17 protein-coding genes and 1 pseudogene are annotated in these 14252 nt (G+C 60.3%); 3 read left to right on the forward strand and 15 right to left on the reverse strand.

What is annotated here, in order from left to right; genetic code table 11:
- Together K6T64_RS03860 and cypC are read right to left on the reverse strand one after the other, a co-directional pair.
- Positions 1–305: pseudogene (locus tag K6T64_RS03860) on the reverse strand (spore germination protein); the annotation flags it as partial.
- A 211-nt stretch (positions 306–516) separates the two neighbouring features.
- Positions 517–1767, reverse strand: coding sequence for a CYP152 family fatty-acid peroxygenase CypC (gene cypC, locus K6T64_RS03865; RefSeq protein WP_288008718.1), 1251 nt, complete (start codon positions 1765–1767; stop codon positions 517–519).
- A 197-nt stretch (positions 1768–1964) separates the two neighbouring features.
- On the opposite strand from cypC, the gene K6T64_RS03870 reads away from it, so the two are divergent.
- A complete protein-coding gene (locus tag K6T64_RS03870) occupies positions 1965–2108 on the forward strand; it encodes a hypothetical protein (RefSeq protein WP_157935328.1) in 144 nt (47 codons plus the stop codon).
- Between the two features lie 310 nt (positions 2109–2418).
- On the opposite strand, the gene groL is transcribed toward K6T64_RS03870, so the two are convergent.
- From groL to K6T64_RS03920, 10 genes are all read right to left on the reverse strand, one after another.
- A complete protein-coding gene (gene groL, locus K6T64_RS03875; protein WP_100666603.1) occupies positions 2419–4038 on the reverse strand; it encodes a chaperonin GroEL in 1620 nt (539 codons plus the stop codon).
- 47 nt (positions 4039–4085) lie between these two features.
- Positions 4086–4370: a co-chaperone GroES gene (gene groES / locus K6T64_RS03880; RefSeq protein ID WP_013074301.1), complete on the reverse strand. Its 285-nt coding sequence runs from the start codon at positions 4368–4370 to the stop codon at positions 4086–4088.
- A gap of 95 nt (positions 4371–4465) precedes the next feature.
- Entirely contained in the window at positions 4466–5218 is a 753-nt protein-coding gene (tatC, locus tag K6T64_RS03885) for a twin-arginine translocase subunit TatC (RefSeq protein ID WP_288008639.1), read from the reverse strand.
- Between the two features lie 97 nt (positions 5219–5315).
- Positions 5316–5906, reverse strand: coding sequence for a 5-formyltetrahydrofolate cyclo-ligase (locus tag K6T64_RS03890; RefSeq protein ID WP_288008640.1), 591 nt, complete (start codon positions 5904–5906; stop codon positions 5316–5318).
- Positions 5907–5956: 50 nt separating this feature from the next.
- Positions 5957–7123 (reverse strand): tRNA (adenosine(37)-N6)-threonylcarbamoyltransferase complex transferase subunit TsaD, encoded by a 1167-nt coding sequence (gene tsaD, locus K6T64_RS03895; protein ID WP_288008641.1) that lies wholly within the window; start codon positions 7121–7123, stop codon positions 5957–5959.
- Positions 7124–7178: 55 nt separating this feature from the next.
- The gene (gene rimI, locus K6T64_RS03900) at positions 7179–7772 is read right to left on the reverse strand and encodes a ribosomal protein S18-alanine N-acetyltransferase (RefSeq protein WP_353737786.1); all 594 of its coding nucleotides are present in this window, start codon (positions 7770–7772) and stop codon (positions 7179–7181) included.
- Positions 7751–8461, reverse strand: coding sequence for a tRNA (adenosine(37)-N6)-threonylcarbamoyltransferase complex dimerization subunit type 1 TsaB (gene tsaB, locus K6T64_RS03905; RefSeq protein ID WP_288008642.1), 711 nt, complete (start codon positions 8459–8461; stop codon positions 7751–7753). The genes rimI and tsaB overlap by 22 nt, the downstream gene beginning before the upstream one ends.
- The gene (gene tsaE, locus K6T64_RS03910) at positions 8422–8976 is read right to left on the reverse strand and encodes a tRNA (adenosine(37)-N6)-threonylcarbamoyltransferase complex ATPase subunit type 1 TsaE (protein WP_288008643.1); all 555 of its coding nucleotides are present in this window, start codon (positions 8974–8976) and stop codon (positions 8422–8424) included. Before tsaE ends, tsaB begins: the two co-directional genes overlap by 40 nt.
- Complete coding sequence (gene thiL, locus K6T64_RS03915) at positions 8957–9988, reverse strand: thiamine-phosphate kinase (protein ID WP_170084692.1); 1032 nt, start codon at positions 9986–9988, stop codon at positions 8957–8959. The genes tsaE and thiL overlap by 20 nt, the downstream gene beginning before the upstream one ends.
- Positions 9989–10108: 120 nt before the next feature.
- Positions 10109–11002, reverse strand: a complete 894-nt coding sequence (locus K6T64_RS03920; protein ID WP_288008644.1) for a DMT family transporter — start codon at positions 11000–11002, stop codon at positions 10109–10111.
- A 532-nt stretch (positions 11003–11534) separates the two neighbouring features.
- Between K6T64_RS03920 and K6T64_RS03925 the strand changes: the two genes are divergently transcribed.
- Together K6T64_RS03925 and K6T64_RS03930 are read left to right on the forward strand one after the other, a co-directional pair.
- Positions 11535–12128 (forward strand): DedA family protein, encoded by a 594-nt coding sequence (locus K6T64_RS03925; protein WP_100666597.1) that lies wholly within the window; start codon positions 11535–11537, stop codon positions 12126–12128.
- A 121-nt stretch (positions 12129–12249) separates the two neighbouring features.
- Positions 12250–12546: a TFIIB-type zinc ribbon-containing protein gene (locus tag K6T64_RS03930; RefSeq protein WP_288008645.1), complete on the forward strand. Its 297-nt coding sequence runs from the start codon at positions 12250–12252 to the stop codon at positions 12544–12546.
- A gap of 93 nt (positions 12547–12639) precedes the next feature.
- Here the strand turns inward: K6T64_RS03930 and K6T64_RS03935 are convergent, their stop codons facing one another.
- From K6T64_RS03935 to K6T64_RS03945, 3 genes are all read right to left on the reverse strand, one after another.
- Positions 12640–12873, reverse strand: a complete 234-nt coding sequence (locus tag K6T64_RS03935; RefSeq protein ID WP_288008647.1) for a DUF2922 domain-containing protein — start codon at positions 12871–12873, stop codon at positions 12640–12642.
- Between the two features lie 35 nt (positions 12874–12908).
- Positions 12909–13130 (reverse strand): DUF1659 domain-containing protein, encoded by a 222-nt coding sequence (locus tag K6T64_RS03940; protein WP_013074288.1) that lies wholly within the window; start codon positions 13128–13130, stop codon positions 12909–12911.
- A gap of 291 nt (positions 13131–13421) precedes the next feature.
- On the reverse strand, positions 13422–14162 hold the full coding sequence (locus K6T64_RS03945) for a gamma-glutamyl-gamma-aminobutyrate hydrolase family protein (RefSeq protein WP_288008649.1): 741 nt from the start codon (positions 14160–14162) through the stop codon (positions 13422–13424).
- Positions 14163–14252 lie beyond the last annotated feature (90 nt).

A 14252-nucleotide genomic window follows, 5' to 3' on the forward strand; every position in this document is an offset into this window, starting at 1 on the left:
CCGTCAACGCAGAGAACCGCCTGGCCGTTCCCAATCGCTGCATTGATTTCTTTTACGGTCTTCACCGTGTTCAAGGACACCGTTTGCAGGACCCGTTCGAGACCATCCAAGGATATATCGGGCCCATCCCAGGTGGCAAGTGGTTCAAGAAGCCCCTCCTGGGCCAATTCCTTGCCGATCAGGGCGTAAATCCACACGACAAAACCCCTGCGGTTCCCGACCTGAACCCAGCGAAACCGGACGTCGTCACAATGCCCCCACACTTCGGCCAGTCGACCATACATCTCGTCAATGCTTTTAGACAACTCGTTGTAACCCTGCGGGACTTCGGGAGCAGACCATTCGATTGGTTCCTTTCGGCCTTTTTTGTCCCGCCTCGCGCGTTTTCGCCGCACTCATACCACCGGACCTTGTCTGAAGATCGCCACTAGAGCATTATTCCAAAACACGCGTCCATTTATACAAATTGGCAAAATGTAATCCGGAGTATGCAAACCATGCATTCGATAGCCTGCATTATTTTCGCATAATATGACTCATTATAAATCCGCTTTTGGGCAATGTTGGCATTTTGGCTAGACTATAACTCAAATCCTGAGCCGGAACTTGAAACTGAATCTTATTGACAAGGAAATCCAAGGTCGATTTCATAATTTCAACGGTGATACCCTCGCCGGGACAGCGGTGCCCCTCAGCAGGATCACCTCCACCTTGGGGAATGAAATCAAATAAGCTGCTTTTCCATTCCTTAAATCGCTCTGGCCGAAATTCATTTGGATTCTCCCAGATCCGGGAATCATGATTCGTACCGTATATATCGAGCAGTACGAGCATTCCTGTTTTGAATTCACAGTGATTCCAAATAAAATCCTTTCGCACCCTGGCACCCAGAAAAGGGGCGAATGGGTAGTAACGCCGAACTTCCTCTACGAACATTTCAAGATAATTCTCGTCACCTGAGCGTATCTTTTCTTTACATTCTGGATGCTCATGCAACGCCAAAGCCGAGAAGGTGATGAACGTTGCAATCGCGACAATCGGCCGTATCACGTTGATGAGTTCTACCGCAGCCATTTGGGTGTCCAGTTGGTTACCATTGAGATCTCTGTGAAAAGCCATCGCATGAAGTGCTGAATCTTCCTTAACCTTCAACTTCCCAGATCGGACTTCTTCTATGACCTCTCTCATCCACTTTTCAGCTTTGGCTCTTGCTCTCCTTCCTTTCCAATGCCGTGGTCCAATCGCTCCAAAAGCATCAACCATTGCACTGAAGTCGTCCGCCCGCTTTTTTACTTCTGATTCTTTGAGTGGAATTCCAGCCCAATGGCATGCTATCCGGCATAAAACATCATTTGCTTCCTCAAAAAGCACAACCTTCCCGGCACCTTCCCATTCGGGAATAGAAGCTTGCCACTGTTCCATGGCAAACTCGGCCAGCCGTTTTTGATTGGGCGGAGTCATCAATGACATAAAAAGAAGCTTGCGGTGAATATGCGCTTCACCGTCCATAGTTTGGATTGCATTCACACCGAACAATGTTTTTTGCACCCGTTTGGGTAAAGCACCATTTCGTTGGAACCGTTCTGGATCGTAAAACACTTTTGCCGCTTCTTCCCCACTCATGCAAATCACCTTCTGTCCCAGTAAGCGTGCTTCAAATAAATCGCATTGATACTGGTCAACCCTTTTTTTGATAAACAGATACCCATCCTGCATCAGTTCGAGACTGTTATCGAGACCTTTAGCATGAGGGACTTGTCCGTTCATGGCTATAAATTCATCTCCTCCTGGACTCAAAAGAAGAAATTCCAATATGGAACACCACCCCTTAGTATTAAGCGCGCCCGTGTTTTCTAAACATGGGGTACGGATCCCCCGGAAAATTTGGCGATGTCATCAGGCTGTCCGCCTTGTCCCCCGAGGGGAGGATTCCATAGGATAGAGCAGACCAAGACGAAAGGAGGTTGGTGATGGTGTTTGGTCCCTTCACTCGCTGGGCAATCGTGTTCCTGATTATTTTCGTGCTGTTCTTCCTGCTTACGCCTTTCGGATTCGGGTATGGCGGCGGGTCTGCTTCGGCCAGCGCTTACTCCGGCGGCGGATACTGATACTGAGTCGCAGTGGCTTCTGTTTGCAGCCCAACGAGTCGTAGTGCTAGCACCTCCTTCACCTCCGAGAACGCAGTCTCTCCATTGACCCGCCGCGAGAAAAGGCGATCCCTTTCAAGGGGTTGCCTTTTCTTTCTGATTTGCGACCGGTTCACGTCGGGCGTTTTTTGCCCATAATAGGACCGGTGTTCCTGTTATCCGCTCCACGATTCGCGCCACACACGCCTCCTGGTGAAAAAGAAAAGAGGCGGAAATCCCTTGCATCCCAAGGGGTTCCGCCTCTTCGGATTTGCGGCGCCCGGGCGCCGGATCACATCATATCCATGCCGGCTCCGCCCATGTTCGGCGCGGGTTTCTCCTTCTCCGGCTTGTCGGCCACCAAAGCCTCGGTGGTCAGAACCATGGCCGCGACGCTGGCGGCGTTCTGAAGCGCCGAGCGGGTGACCTTCGCCGGATCGACGATACCGGCTTTGATCATGTCCACCCACTCGCCGGTGGCGGCGTTGAAGCCGATTCCAGCCGACTCTTTCTTGAGCCGCTCCACCACGACGGAGCCCTCCAGCCCAGCGTTGTCCGCGATCTGCCGGACCGGCGCCTCCAGCGCACGGCGCACGATGTTCACTCCCGTCAGCTCGTCGCCTTCCACGGTAAGGGCATCAAGGGCCGGAATGACGTTCACGAGGGCCGTGCCGCCGCCCGGGACAATCCCTTCCTCCACCGCCGCCCGGGTGGAGTTGAGAGCGTCCTCAATGCGGAGCTTCTTTTCCTTCATCTCCGTCTCGGTGGCCGCACCCACCTTGATCACCGCAACACCGCCGGCCAACTTCGCCAAGCGCTCTTGCAGTTTCTCGCGGTCAAAATCGGAGGTCGTCTCCTCCAGTTGCACTTTGATCTGGTTGATGCGCCCGTCGATCTCCTTCTTATCGCCGGCACCGTCCACAATAATGGTATTTTCCTTCGTCACCCGCACCTGGCGCGCCCGACCGAGCTGCTGCAGGGAGGTGTTCTTCAGTTCCAGGCCGAGCTCTTCGCTGATCACCTGGCCGCCGGTCAGGATCGCAATATCCTGGAGCATCGCTTTGCGGCGGTCGCCAAAGCCAGGAGCCTTCACCGCCACCGCAGTAAAGGTGCCCCGCAGCTTGTTGACCACCAGGGTCGCCAAAGCTTCACCTTCGACATCCTCGGCAATCAACAGCAGAGGCCGTCCGGATTGCACCACCCGCTCCAGCACTGGCAGGATCTCCTGGATGTTGCTGACCTTCTTGTCGGTGATCAGAATGTACGGCTCCTCCAGAACCGCTTCCATCTTGTCGGTGTCGGTGATCATGTAGGGCGAGATGTAGCCGCGGTCGAACTGCATCCCTTCCACAATCTCGAGTTCGGTGCCGAAGCCCTTGGACTCCTCCACCGTAATCACGCCGTCCTTGCCGACCTTCTCCATGGCGTCGGCGATCAGAGCACCGATCTCCTCATCCCCGGCGGAAATCGCCGCCACCTGGGCGATGCTCTCCCGCCCTTCGATCGGTTTCGCAACCCGGGCGATCTCGTCCACCGCCGCTTTCACGGCCTTCTCAATACCCCGCTTCAGAGCCATGGGGTTCGCCCCGGCGGTGACGTTTTTCAGGCCTTCCTGGATGATCGCCTGGGCCAACACCGTGGCCGTGGTGGTTCCGTCACCGGCCACATCGTTCGTTTTGGTGGCCACTTCTTTGACCAGTTGGGCCCCCATATTCTCAAAGGGGTTTTCCAACTCAATCTCCTTCGCGATGGTCACGCCGTCGTTGGTGATCAGCGGAGAACCGAACTTCTTCTCCAAGACTACGTTCCGGCCCTTCGGCCCCAGGGTCACCCTCACCGCATCGGCCAGGGCGTCGACGCCGCGAAGCATCGCCCGGCGTGCATCCTCGCGGAAAATAATCTCTTTCGCCACGTCAGGTTACCTCCCCGTTGTTAAGTATCTCGTAGGCCATGGCCCACTTACTTTTCCAGCACGGCCAAGATATCGCTTTCCCGGAGGATCAGGTACTCGACACCGTCGTATTTGACTTCAGTTCCGGCGTACTTCGAATAGATCACCCGGTCGCCCACCTTCACTTCCATCTCGACCCGGCGCCCTTCTTCCATGCGGCCGGGGCCCACCGCCACCACTTCCCCCTCCTGGGGCTTCTCCTTGGCGGTATCGGGCAGGACGATCCCGCTCGCGGTCTTTTCTTCCTTTTCAACCGGACGGATCACGACGCGATCTGCCAGCGGCTTGATCATGCAAGACCCTCCTCACGTAAAGTTTCCGTTGCGATGTTGTTAGCACTCGCTTTACCCGAGTGCTAACGCCACCCTCTATATTAATGGATCCCCTTTCAGTTTGCAACCGGGTCATCGGGATTTTTTTGCCGCCTGGCCCAAACCCATTTCGAGACGCTTACGCTGAGTTCGTAGAGAAGGATCATAGGGATGGTGACACTGAGGTGAGAGACGAAGTCCGGAGGAGTGATCATCGCCCCGATGATCACCAACACCAGGTACGCATATCTTCGCATTTTGCCCAAAAAAGCCGGAGTCACGATACCAAGCCGAGTGAGAAACATGGTCGCCAAGGGCAGTTCAAAAATCAGCCCCAGGGGCACGATGATGTTGATCATGAAGCCGAAGTAGTTTCCCGCGGTGATCTGGACGTTAAATTGCTCCGCCCCAAGACGGATGAGAAATCGAAACACCATGGGAAAGACCAAAAAATATCCGAAAGCCACGCCGGCGAGGAAGATGAACAGGGTCATCGGAATGTAGGCCAGGGCAACCCGCCGCTCCCGGGGGGTCAAACCCGGGGCGACAAACCTCCAGATTTGGAATAACAGGAACGGAAGCGTGACCCCCAGTGCGGTGACACCCGCCAACATAAAATAGACCCGCACCACCTCCCCGGCTCCCAGGACCATGGGGCGGCCGAGCCCGGCCCGCACGGCGGGGATTTCCAACCATACCAGCACGCGGTCCACGTAAAAAAACGCGACCCCCAGGGCTATCACAAACACGATTAGGGTTTGAATGACGAGTTTTCGCAACTCCGCCAGGTGTTCGACGAAAGTTTTCGGTTGGTCTTGAGGTGCCTCCACCCGGGTCGCCCCTTTCCTCCCAGCCTACCGTTGCTTGAAACACATACAGCTATTTCAAGCACTCGCGCCTTGCGGGTCAGGGGCGCCGGTCTCACCCCTATCCCCGCTCTCCTGTTGTACCGCCGCCAAGATCCACAAATCCCCGGTCTTGGACCGACCACACCCCGTATTCGGTCAACACATACTGCACGGGTACATCGTGAGGATCTGCCGGCAACGCATCCACCCATTGTTCGGCAAAAGCTGCGCCCACGACTTTAGCCTGGGGCACCTGGGGCAGGAATCGGTCATAAAATCCTTGTCCATACCCCAGCCGTCGCCCGAGCCGATCGAAAGCTGCCCCTGGCACGACGATCACGTCGAGATCTCCGGGACTCAGGGCCGGTCCTGTCGGTTCTGGAATCCCGAAAGCCCCGGGGGAAAGCGCTTCCCAGCTGTCCGCCGCCACAGCGCTCATGCGGTGGGAATCTTCCACCCGAGGAAAGGCCACGGTCCACCCGCGGTTCCATGCCCACTCCACCACCGGTTTCAGGTTCACTTCAGAGCGAATGGCCACGTAGGCCATGAGGATCCCCGGGGGCATCCCCCCCAGCCACCGAGTCGCCCAGGCGGCCAAAGCGGCTTCCCTCTTCTCGCGGTCCGCGGCCCCCAGGTCATCCCGCCATTGAAGCAGCCGGCGCCTCCACACTCCTTTGTCCCATACGGATCCCCCCGTGTCCGGACCTCGACCCCAGTGATTCAGTTGCGACGCCTCCCATCCGGCGGATCATCGGGTGGGAACGCCGCCACCCCGTCTCCCGCCGCCCAGGCCTCGAGCCCCAAGTTCGCCCGAGCATTCAGATCCATACCGTGAAACCACCCTCGACTCAGTCGAGGCCAAGCCGCCGCCGCGATCATCGCCGCATTGTCTGTACACAGCGCCAAGGGAGGTGCCGACCAGAGAAATCCTTCTTCTTCCGCCCGGCGGTCCATTTCGCGGCGCAGGGCGGAGTTGGCCGCCACCCCTCCGGCCACCACCACCGGCACTCCTGGGTATCTCCGAACCGCCCGGACCGTTTTCTCCACCAACACCTCCACCACCGCTGCCTGGAATGACGCCGCCACATCCTCCGGGCGCACCCCATCACCGCGCTGGCGGGCGTCATTTAACAGATTCAACACGGCTGTTTTCAGACCGCTAAAACTAAAATCTAACGACTCCTCCTCCAGCCAGCTACGCGGCAAGGCGTATCGCTCCGGGTCCCCGGAGCTTGCCAAAGCGTCGATCTGGGGCCCCCCCGGGTACGGCAACCCCAAGGCTCTGGCCGTCTTATCGAAAGCTTCCCCGGCGGCGTCGTCCCGGGTCCGCCCCAGCACCTCGAAGGTGTGGTCATTCGGTATATAAATCAACTCGGTATGTCCCCCGGAAACGACCAGGGCGAGCCATGGCGGTTCCGGACCGCCGGCCAGACGATGGGCAAACAGGTGACCGACGATGTGGTGAACGCCGATTAAGGGCAGACCGTGAACCCACGCAAAAGTCTTGGCCGCCATGAGCCCGACCAGCAGGGCCCCCACCAACCCGGGACCGTAGGTGACCGCCACGGCGGCCAAATCCCGGGGGTGCACCCCGGCGTCCTCTAGTGCTGCCGCCATAACCGCCGTAATCTGTTCCACATGCCCCCGGGAGGCCACCTCCGGGACGACCCCTCCGAACCGACGGTGAATCGCGATTTGGGAGCTCACGATATTCGAGCGGATGCGGGTGCCCCCCTCCACCACCGCCGCCGCCGTTTCGTCGCAGCTGGTCTCCACAGCCAGAATGAGCCCTTCCTCTTGATCCCCCGCCCTCGGCTCAGCCCCGGTCTTCCCGAGCAAAGCGGAGTCTTTTCCCGCCACCGCAGCCCCGTCCATCGTCCCCTCCATGCCCCGTTTTTCCCCCTATCTTACGCCCGGCATTGCCAAAGCCCTCGTGCCCCGTTCAAACTTCGCCGGCATCCCCGGGACGCCGACCCCCCCGTCGATCCTCGGCACTCCTCTCCCCTCCGGCCCCGGGGACGGCGTCTCCCGGAGCCGCAGCTCCCGCCTCTTCATCCGGGTTGATCCGGCCGTCGAACTGCCCCAATTCCGCCCACATAATGATGGCGTCTTCATGATTATCTGTATAATAGCCCCGGCGCACACCCTTGGCGGTAAATCCCAGTTTGCGATATAGATGCTGAGCGGGGGCGTTGGATACACGCACCTCCAAAGTCATCCGCATGGCACCCTGGCTTCGGGCATAAGCCATCGCATAGCGCAACAGCGTTTCCCCCACGTGCTGCCTTCTCGCCTCGGGGTGAACCGCGATGTTCGTAATGTGCGCCTCGTCGAGGATGAGCCACATCCCCGCATAACCCACCACCAAATCCCCGCGCTGGGCCACAATGTACCGGGCAAAATGGTTGTCCGCCAATTCCCCGTAGAAGGCGTTCCGGGACCAAGGCACTGTAAAAGAGGCCCGTTCGATCTCCTGGATGCGGTCGAGATCGCTGGTGCGCATCGGACGAATGATCAGTGCTGACGATCCCGCCATCGCGCTTCCGCCTCTGCCAATTGAAGATATTGGGGCACAAGCCCGTGAACCGCGTGGCCAAGAAGAGAGCCTTGGTCACCGGCCGCTTCGTCGGCGGCCAACAAGTCGGCAGCCCGGACCCCGAACTGGTCCGGTGACGCCAGCCGCAACCGGCCTCCCAGCCGCTCTCTCCATATCGACGCATACCTCATCCCGCCATCCCCCAAGGCGAGCACCCTCCGCCCGTCTTCAGCCAGCCGCTCCGCCAACTCCGCCACCGGCCACACTTGATCCGGAGACTCCCTCACCACACCGCCTTCCCTTCCCCCGGAAAACCAAGCCGCATATACCCGGTCCCGTCGGGCGTCCACCATCGGCACGACCACACCGTCAAAGAATCGCCCGCGCCCGGCCAAGCCCGACAAAGTGGACACCGGTACCACCGGAATCCCCAGCGCCCACCCCAGGGTTTTCGCCACAGTCACCCCCACCCGGACCCCGGTGTACGAACCCGGCCCCACTCCGACAACGACCCGGTTCAGATCGGCCGGTCCTTTCCCGGCCCCGGCCAACACCCTCTCCAGCCAGGGTAAAACGTGTACCGAGTGATCTCTTCCCAGCTGTAGCACCGCTTCCGCCAGGATGCTTCCCGACTCCTCCACCGCCATGCTCAAGGCTGCTGTCGCGGTGTCGATTGCCAGTCGGACCATCGCCGAATCACCTCCCGGAGCAAGGCGCGATGCCGGGGACCCGAGGCCGCCATCTCAACCACCCGGGCGTTCGCCTCCCCGGCGCGCTCGATCCGAATGGTCAGACGGTCGTCGGGCAGAAGGGGTTCCACCCATTCCGCCCATTCCACCACCGCCACCCCATTTCCTTCAAAATATTCTTCCAACCCCAGGGGTTCTTCTGCCGCCGCCTCCCCTAGCCGGTAGACATCTGCGTGGTACAGCGGCAACCGCCCCTGGTACTCGGACACAATCGTGAAGGTCGGACTGGTTACCGGCCCGGAAATCCCCAGACCCTCGGCCAATCCTTGGACAAAAGTGGTTTTGCCCGCTCCCAGATCGCCAATGAGGCATACCGAGGTCTGCGGCTTCGCCACCTTGCCCAACAATCGCCCCAGGGCCCGGGTTTCTCCCGGAGACCGAGTCGTCGTGCGCCAGGCTTGTAGCTGCGCCGCCCCCTGCTCTGTCAGCGGCGGCTCACCCCACCCCGTGCCCATGTTCCTCCCCCTCTTCCGCAAAATGGTCAAACCCGCCTTCGGGCAGCTCTTCGACCACGCCGGAGGGAGAGCGCCACAACAGCGCGGGATCCTCCGTCACTCGGCCGATCACCGTGAGCATGACTCCCGCTGCCATGCACCCCGCCTGAGCGGCGGCAAACCGAGTGGGAGGAATGCAGCAAACCAATTGATAGTCGTCCCCTCCAAACAACGCCCAGTCCACAGGACTTTTCCCTCTCCTCAGGGCGTAGTTGCGCACCGCCGGGTGAGTGGGAATGCGCTGGCTTTCGATAAAACATCCATATCCGCTGGCCTGGCAGAGCGCCCGAAGCTCCGCCGCCAAGCCGTCGGTGACATCATCACAGGCCGTGGCCCCCGACTGCGCCAGGATCCGGCCCGCCTCCACCTGGGCGAGAGGCCTCCTGTGCATGTCCAACAACACCCAGCGCTCGTCCGGGGTCGTCACCACCGCTTGTCCCCCGCCCCGAAGCCAGTCGAGTCCCGCCGCGGCCCCTCCCAAATACCCAGTTACCGCGACCACATCCCCAGGACGACCCCCGCCCCGGGTGAGGACTCGATCTGTCGCCGAACCCAGGACCACCATATCGATCACCCATCCCGCCGGCGACGCCACTGTATCCCCGCCGACCATGTCCAGGCCGTACAATCGACAGGCCTCTCCAATCCCATCGTACAAGGCATTTGCGTCCTCCAACCGGGCGCTGGCCGGGATCCCGACACTGGCGAGAATATGCCGGGGCTCACCGCCCATGGCGGCGATATCGCTGACCGCCGCCGACACCGCCTTAAACCCCACTTCCCGAATGGTCATCCATCCCAGCGAAAAATGGACATTTTCCACCATCATGTCCGTCGATACCAACAGCCGTCCGCCGGACTGGGGTTCCAGCACCGCCGCGTCATCGCCGATTCCGACCACCGTGTCGGGGCGAGGGATCGGGACCCGGGTCTGCCATTGTCGGATCAAATCGCTTTCCCGAAACTTGGCCATCTCAATTCCGCCCTTTCCCGTTTTTCACCGCCACCGGCATCTGCCCCCGCAACCCCCGGCCCTCGCTATCCTTGCCGCAGAAGCCCCCGATACCCAGAACAGCAGAGCAGCCCGTTCACTCTACCTGGGGAGCATCCGCTGTTCTTCCCGCCGGAGGCGCCAATGGGTGATCCACTGCAGTTCAGCGGTGATCATTCCGAGCAGGATCAGCGCGGCGCCAATCCCCATCCGGCCGGTCAATTGATCGCCTTGAATAAAATGGCCAAATATCGCCGCAAAGACCGGCTCGAGGGAAAATATGAGCGCCGCCCGGGTGGCCGTTGTGTAGCGCTGGCCGATGTTCTGCAACACCGTCACCAAAGCGGTGGCCACAAGGCCGAGAAATAATGCCGCCGACCACGCCCCGGTGCTGGCGGGCAGCGGGGAGGTGCCGGACAGTGCGCTCCCCATCAGGCTCAATAGCGCCACCGTGACCAGTTGGTAGAACGTCCATGGGACAATGCGACATTGCACACTGAAGTGGGAAACGAGCAGGTACTGGACCGAAAAGGCCACGGCACACCCCAGTACCAATAAGTCGCCGATTCCCACGCCCCGAACATCGGCTAGGCTTAAAAAAGCCAGGCCCGCAGTGGCGAAAATCACGCCAGCCACGGCGTCGACGCTTGGTTTTACCTTCCACACCAGATAAGCGATGAAGGGAACCCCCACCACGGATAGCCCTGTAATAAATCCCGCCTTGGAAGCCGTGGTCGATGCGAGGCCGGCCGTTTGAAGCGCGAACCCCAGAAAATACGCCAGACCCACGGCGACACCCGCCCGGATCTCCGATATGCGGGCCGTGCGGACGGATTTGAATCCGAAGACTCCAAGGGCCAGAGCCGCGATGGTGAACCGCGACGCCAGAACTCCCATGGTTCCCATTTCAGCGACGGCGTCCCGAACCACAACGAATGTGCTCCCCCAAACTGCCACCACCATAAACAATAACAAATCCGCCCGCCAGGACGCCATTGTGGCCCTCCGTTCTCCACTCATTATGTACAGCGTACCACCCCGCAGATCGTCGGTGCAAGGGCTGACGCTCGCCAGACCGTGACCGGCCGATGGAGTTCTCCCTCAACGGGCTTGTCCGCCTCGGGCGAAGGCCGGCGGGCCCCCCGCCGGCCTTCGCCTTCCCCATGTTCCTCACCAGGTCCCCCACGGAACCAGCAGGAAGAACAACACAAAGATGATCAGGAACACCACGGCCCAACGGGTGGCCGGACCGAATACGCCGCCGTCGTACATGTGTCGACACCTCCTTTCGGCCTCCGATTTTATAGAATGCACCCTTCGTCCCCTTTGACCGGGTAAGTCCCCCTCATCAACCGCCCGAAATTTCTCGTTTTCCCTCTTCGGGAGGGGCGCTGAACGAAGGCGCCCCGCCGCGGCCCCCGGCGCTGAACGAAGGCGCCCCGCCGCGCTCCTCCCGGGAGAAATCCCCGGGCGGCTGTCCTAGCGTGGAGACCCGTCCGCGTATAGATAAAGGCGGGGGGCGAGGGACGTGGGTGACTGGTGGAACGGGGCTGTGGAACAATTGATCCAATATGGCCCCTTTGGGCTTTTCGCCGCGATGATCATCGAGGGCCTCGGTATTCCCTTCCCGGGGGACGCCGTCTTGGCATTCTACGGTTTTCTCGCCTCTCGGGGCCACATGGTACTCTGGCACCTTTCCCTGGCCGGCACCCTGGGGTGTCTGGGAGGCAGTTTGATGGCCTTTGCCGCCGGGCGAAAACTCGGACCTTCCGCGCAAAAATGGCTCACGTTCTTCCGGGTGGTTCCAGACGATGCGTGGCCCTGGGCTCACCGGGTGGTCCATCGCTACGGGCCGCTCATGTTGGTATTCGGGCGCTTTCTCCCGGGATTTCGGGCCCTGGGCAGTTATATCGCCGGCATGAGTGGGATCCCGACCGGTTCCTACCTGTGGTGGAGTACTCTGGGGTTCGCGGCCTGGGCGGGCACGTGGATTCTGCTCGGGTTCCAACTCGGGCAGCGGTGGGAAGAAGTTCTCAGAGCAGTTCAGTCACACATCATTTGGATTTTCGTCGCAGGGGCGGCCTTGGCCCTGCTCTGGCGGCAGGTCTATAAAAAACGATAAGATAATAGATAAAAGCGTCCACCGTCTTCGCCGGATCGTCCGCCCCCCAGCGGACGCCGGCAACCATCCGCGGGCGACGGCTTTTTTGCCCGCCGCACACCACGGAAAGGGGTTAATGGGGATGAACTGTCCGGTCTGTGACAATGTGCGAATGCGAGAGGTCGAAAAGTACGGCGTGTTGATCGACGTGTGCCCGAACTGCAAAGGCGTGTGGCTCGACCGAGGCGAGTTGGACAAGATCCTGGGCGAAATTCGAGAAGTCCGGGATCCGTTTAACCGCTGGCTGGATGAACACGAACGGGAGCATGGCCAGCATTTCGAAAAGCATCCGGACATGCGTTCCCACCACTACGGGGAGTACGAAAAAAGAAAAAAGAAGAGGCGTGTGTTTGACATTTTCGAGGACCTGTTCGATTGACAGCCCACGGATGAGACAGGGGCAAGGGCATGGGAATAAAGCGAGCCAGGGCCGGGAAACTTCCCAGGCCCCGGCCCCGGGCAGGTATAGGCGTCAGACTCCGCCCCCGGTCATATCCCACACATCCTGGGTCGTGGTCACCAGTCTGGCTTCCACAGGCCGAACCAAATCCCCACCCATTGAGGTGAACACGCCGAGGCTGACCAACTGGTTCATGGCGGCCCGCACGGCGGCCTCGTCGATGGGCTGCTTGGGGTCGGGGACCGCCAGGCGGACCGTGCCCCCTGAAGTGTTCTGAAAGCGCAGTTCCAAAGTGGTCTTCGTCAAGGGATTCACCTCCTGTTCCTGGCTCGGTCACCGGGTCATTGCTTCAACAGTTCGTCCACTTCCGAGCGGTCCACCTCGTACACCGGATGGATTTGCAGGCCGGCGATCAGTTCTGCGGCGGCGTACAGGTTGTCCGGCGACACCCCCGGTTTGATTCCCCGATAGGTCTGCCGGCGAAGGACCGGGTCCCCCGTCGGGGTCGTCCCCACCTGATAAACCAGGACCAGAGAGACGCTATTCGGGTTTGGCTGTACCATGGCCACCTCTCCTTTCCTGAAAAATCGAGGGTCGCGCGCCCCTCACCCTGAATGTGCCGACAAAGCGGTGGGGTGCAGAGAGACAGAAGGCTTATTTTCTGTATGAGAACACGTCTCAATGAGAACGTGTCTCATTCTGGAGCGCCGGCCGTAGGAAGGAGGTCTGCCAGATCCGGCCTGTGAGTACGTTCTGCCGGGAATCGCAACTGCTGGCGGATCAAGAAATCGGCGATCTTTTAGCCAGGGCCGGGGAGATCAGTTTGACGGCCATCATGACTGATTTTGCAGGCGTCACTCCCCGGCCTCCGACTCCCGCCCGTCGGCGGCCGCTTGCACGAACGCTTCAAATAATCGCATCTGGGCCGGATCTTTGCGCCACATGTGTTCGGGGTGCCACTGGACGGCGACCGCGAACCGGTGCCGGCGACTCTCCATCGCTTCCACGAGCCCGTCGCTGCTTTTCGCCGCCACCCGCATTCCCGGGGCCACATCCCGCACCGCCTGGTGATGAAAGCTGTTCACCCGGGCCTCAGATCGCCCCAGGATTTCCGCCAAACGAGTCCCGGGCACAATTTCCACCCGGTGCGAACCGTGCCAGCGGGGCGCCCGCTGGCGGTGCTGGAGGGCGTTCTTACCCTGGGTCGAGAGATCCTGGTACAATGTCCCACCCGCGGCCACGTTCAGCACCTGCATCCCCCGACAAATCGCCAAAACCGGGAGGTCCCGAAGGAGCGCCGCTTCCACGAGCGCCAACTCCAATGCGTCCCGCTCGGGACAAACTTCCCCCAGCCCCCGTGCCGGGTCCTCGCCAAAATACGCCGGATCCACGTCGACGCCCCCGGTCAACATCAGTCCATCCAAGCGCTCGAGCCACTGCCCCGGGTTTTGGCTTGCCGCCTCCCCCAAAGGGACGATCGCCGGCACCCCTCCCGCCGCCAGTATGGCGTCCGTATACTCCGTTGCCACCCATGTGCCGGGGAGATCCCCGTTCCCGGTCTGCATGGAAGCCGTCACACCGATCCACGGCTTCATCCGCTCACCTCCCAGATCCTCCGAACCCCGCATCTCGCTGCCATTCTATGAGTCCCTGCGACAATTATCCCCACCATTGCTTTGGCGAGA

Origin of the sequence: Kyrpidia sp. (assembly GCF_023512215.1) — a bacterium.
GTDB lineage: Bacteria > Bacillota > Bacilli > Kyrpidiales > Kyrpidiaceae > Kyrpidia > Kyrpidia spormannii.

Bases quoted from the DNA above. Each gene is read 5' to 3' on its own strand.
- tsaD (WP_288008641.1), bottom strand. From the start codon at position 7,123: ATGGAGGGGACGATGGACGGGGCTGCGGTGGCGGGAAAAGACTCCGCT.
- K6T64_RS03930 (WP_288008645.1), top strand. From the start codon at position 12,250: ATGAACTGTCCGGTCTGTGACAATGTGCGAATGCGAGAGGTCGAAAAG.
- tsaB (WP_288008642.1), bottom strand. From the start codon at position 8,461: ATGGTCCGACTGGCAATCGACACCGCGACAGCAGCCTTGAGCATGGCG.
- K6T64_RS03945 (WP_288008649.1), bottom strand. From the start codon at position 14,162: ATGAAGCCGTGGATCGGTGTGACGGCTTCCATGCAGACCGGGAACGGG.
- cypC (WP_288008718.1), bottom strand. From the start codon at position 1,767: ATGAACGGACAAGTCCCTCATGCTAAAGGTCTCGATAACAGTCTCGAA.
- K6T64_RS03920 (WP_288008644.1), bottom strand. From the start codon at position 11,002: ATGGCGTCCTGGCGGGCGGATTTGTTATTGTTTATGGTGGTGGCAGTT.
- thiL (WP_170084692.1), bottom strand. From the start codon at position 9,988: ATGGCCAAGTTTCGGGAAAGCGATTTGATCCGACAATGGCAGACCCGG.
- rimI (WP_353737786.1), bottom strand. From the start codon at position 7,772: ATGGCGGGATCGTCAGCACTGATCATTCGTCCGATGCGCACCAGCGAT.
- groES (WP_013074301.1), bottom strand. From the start codon at position 4,370: ATGATCAAGCCGCTGGCAGATCGCGTCGTGATCCGTCCGGTTGAAAAG.
- tsaE (WP_288008643.1), bottom strand. From the start codon at position 8,976: ATGGGCACGGGGTGGGGTGAGCCGCCGCTGACAGAGCAGGGGGCGGCG.
- K6T64_RS03940 (WP_013074288.1), bottom strand. From the start codon at position 13,130: ATGGTACAGCCAAACCCGAATAGCGTCTCTCTGGTCCTGGTTTATCAG.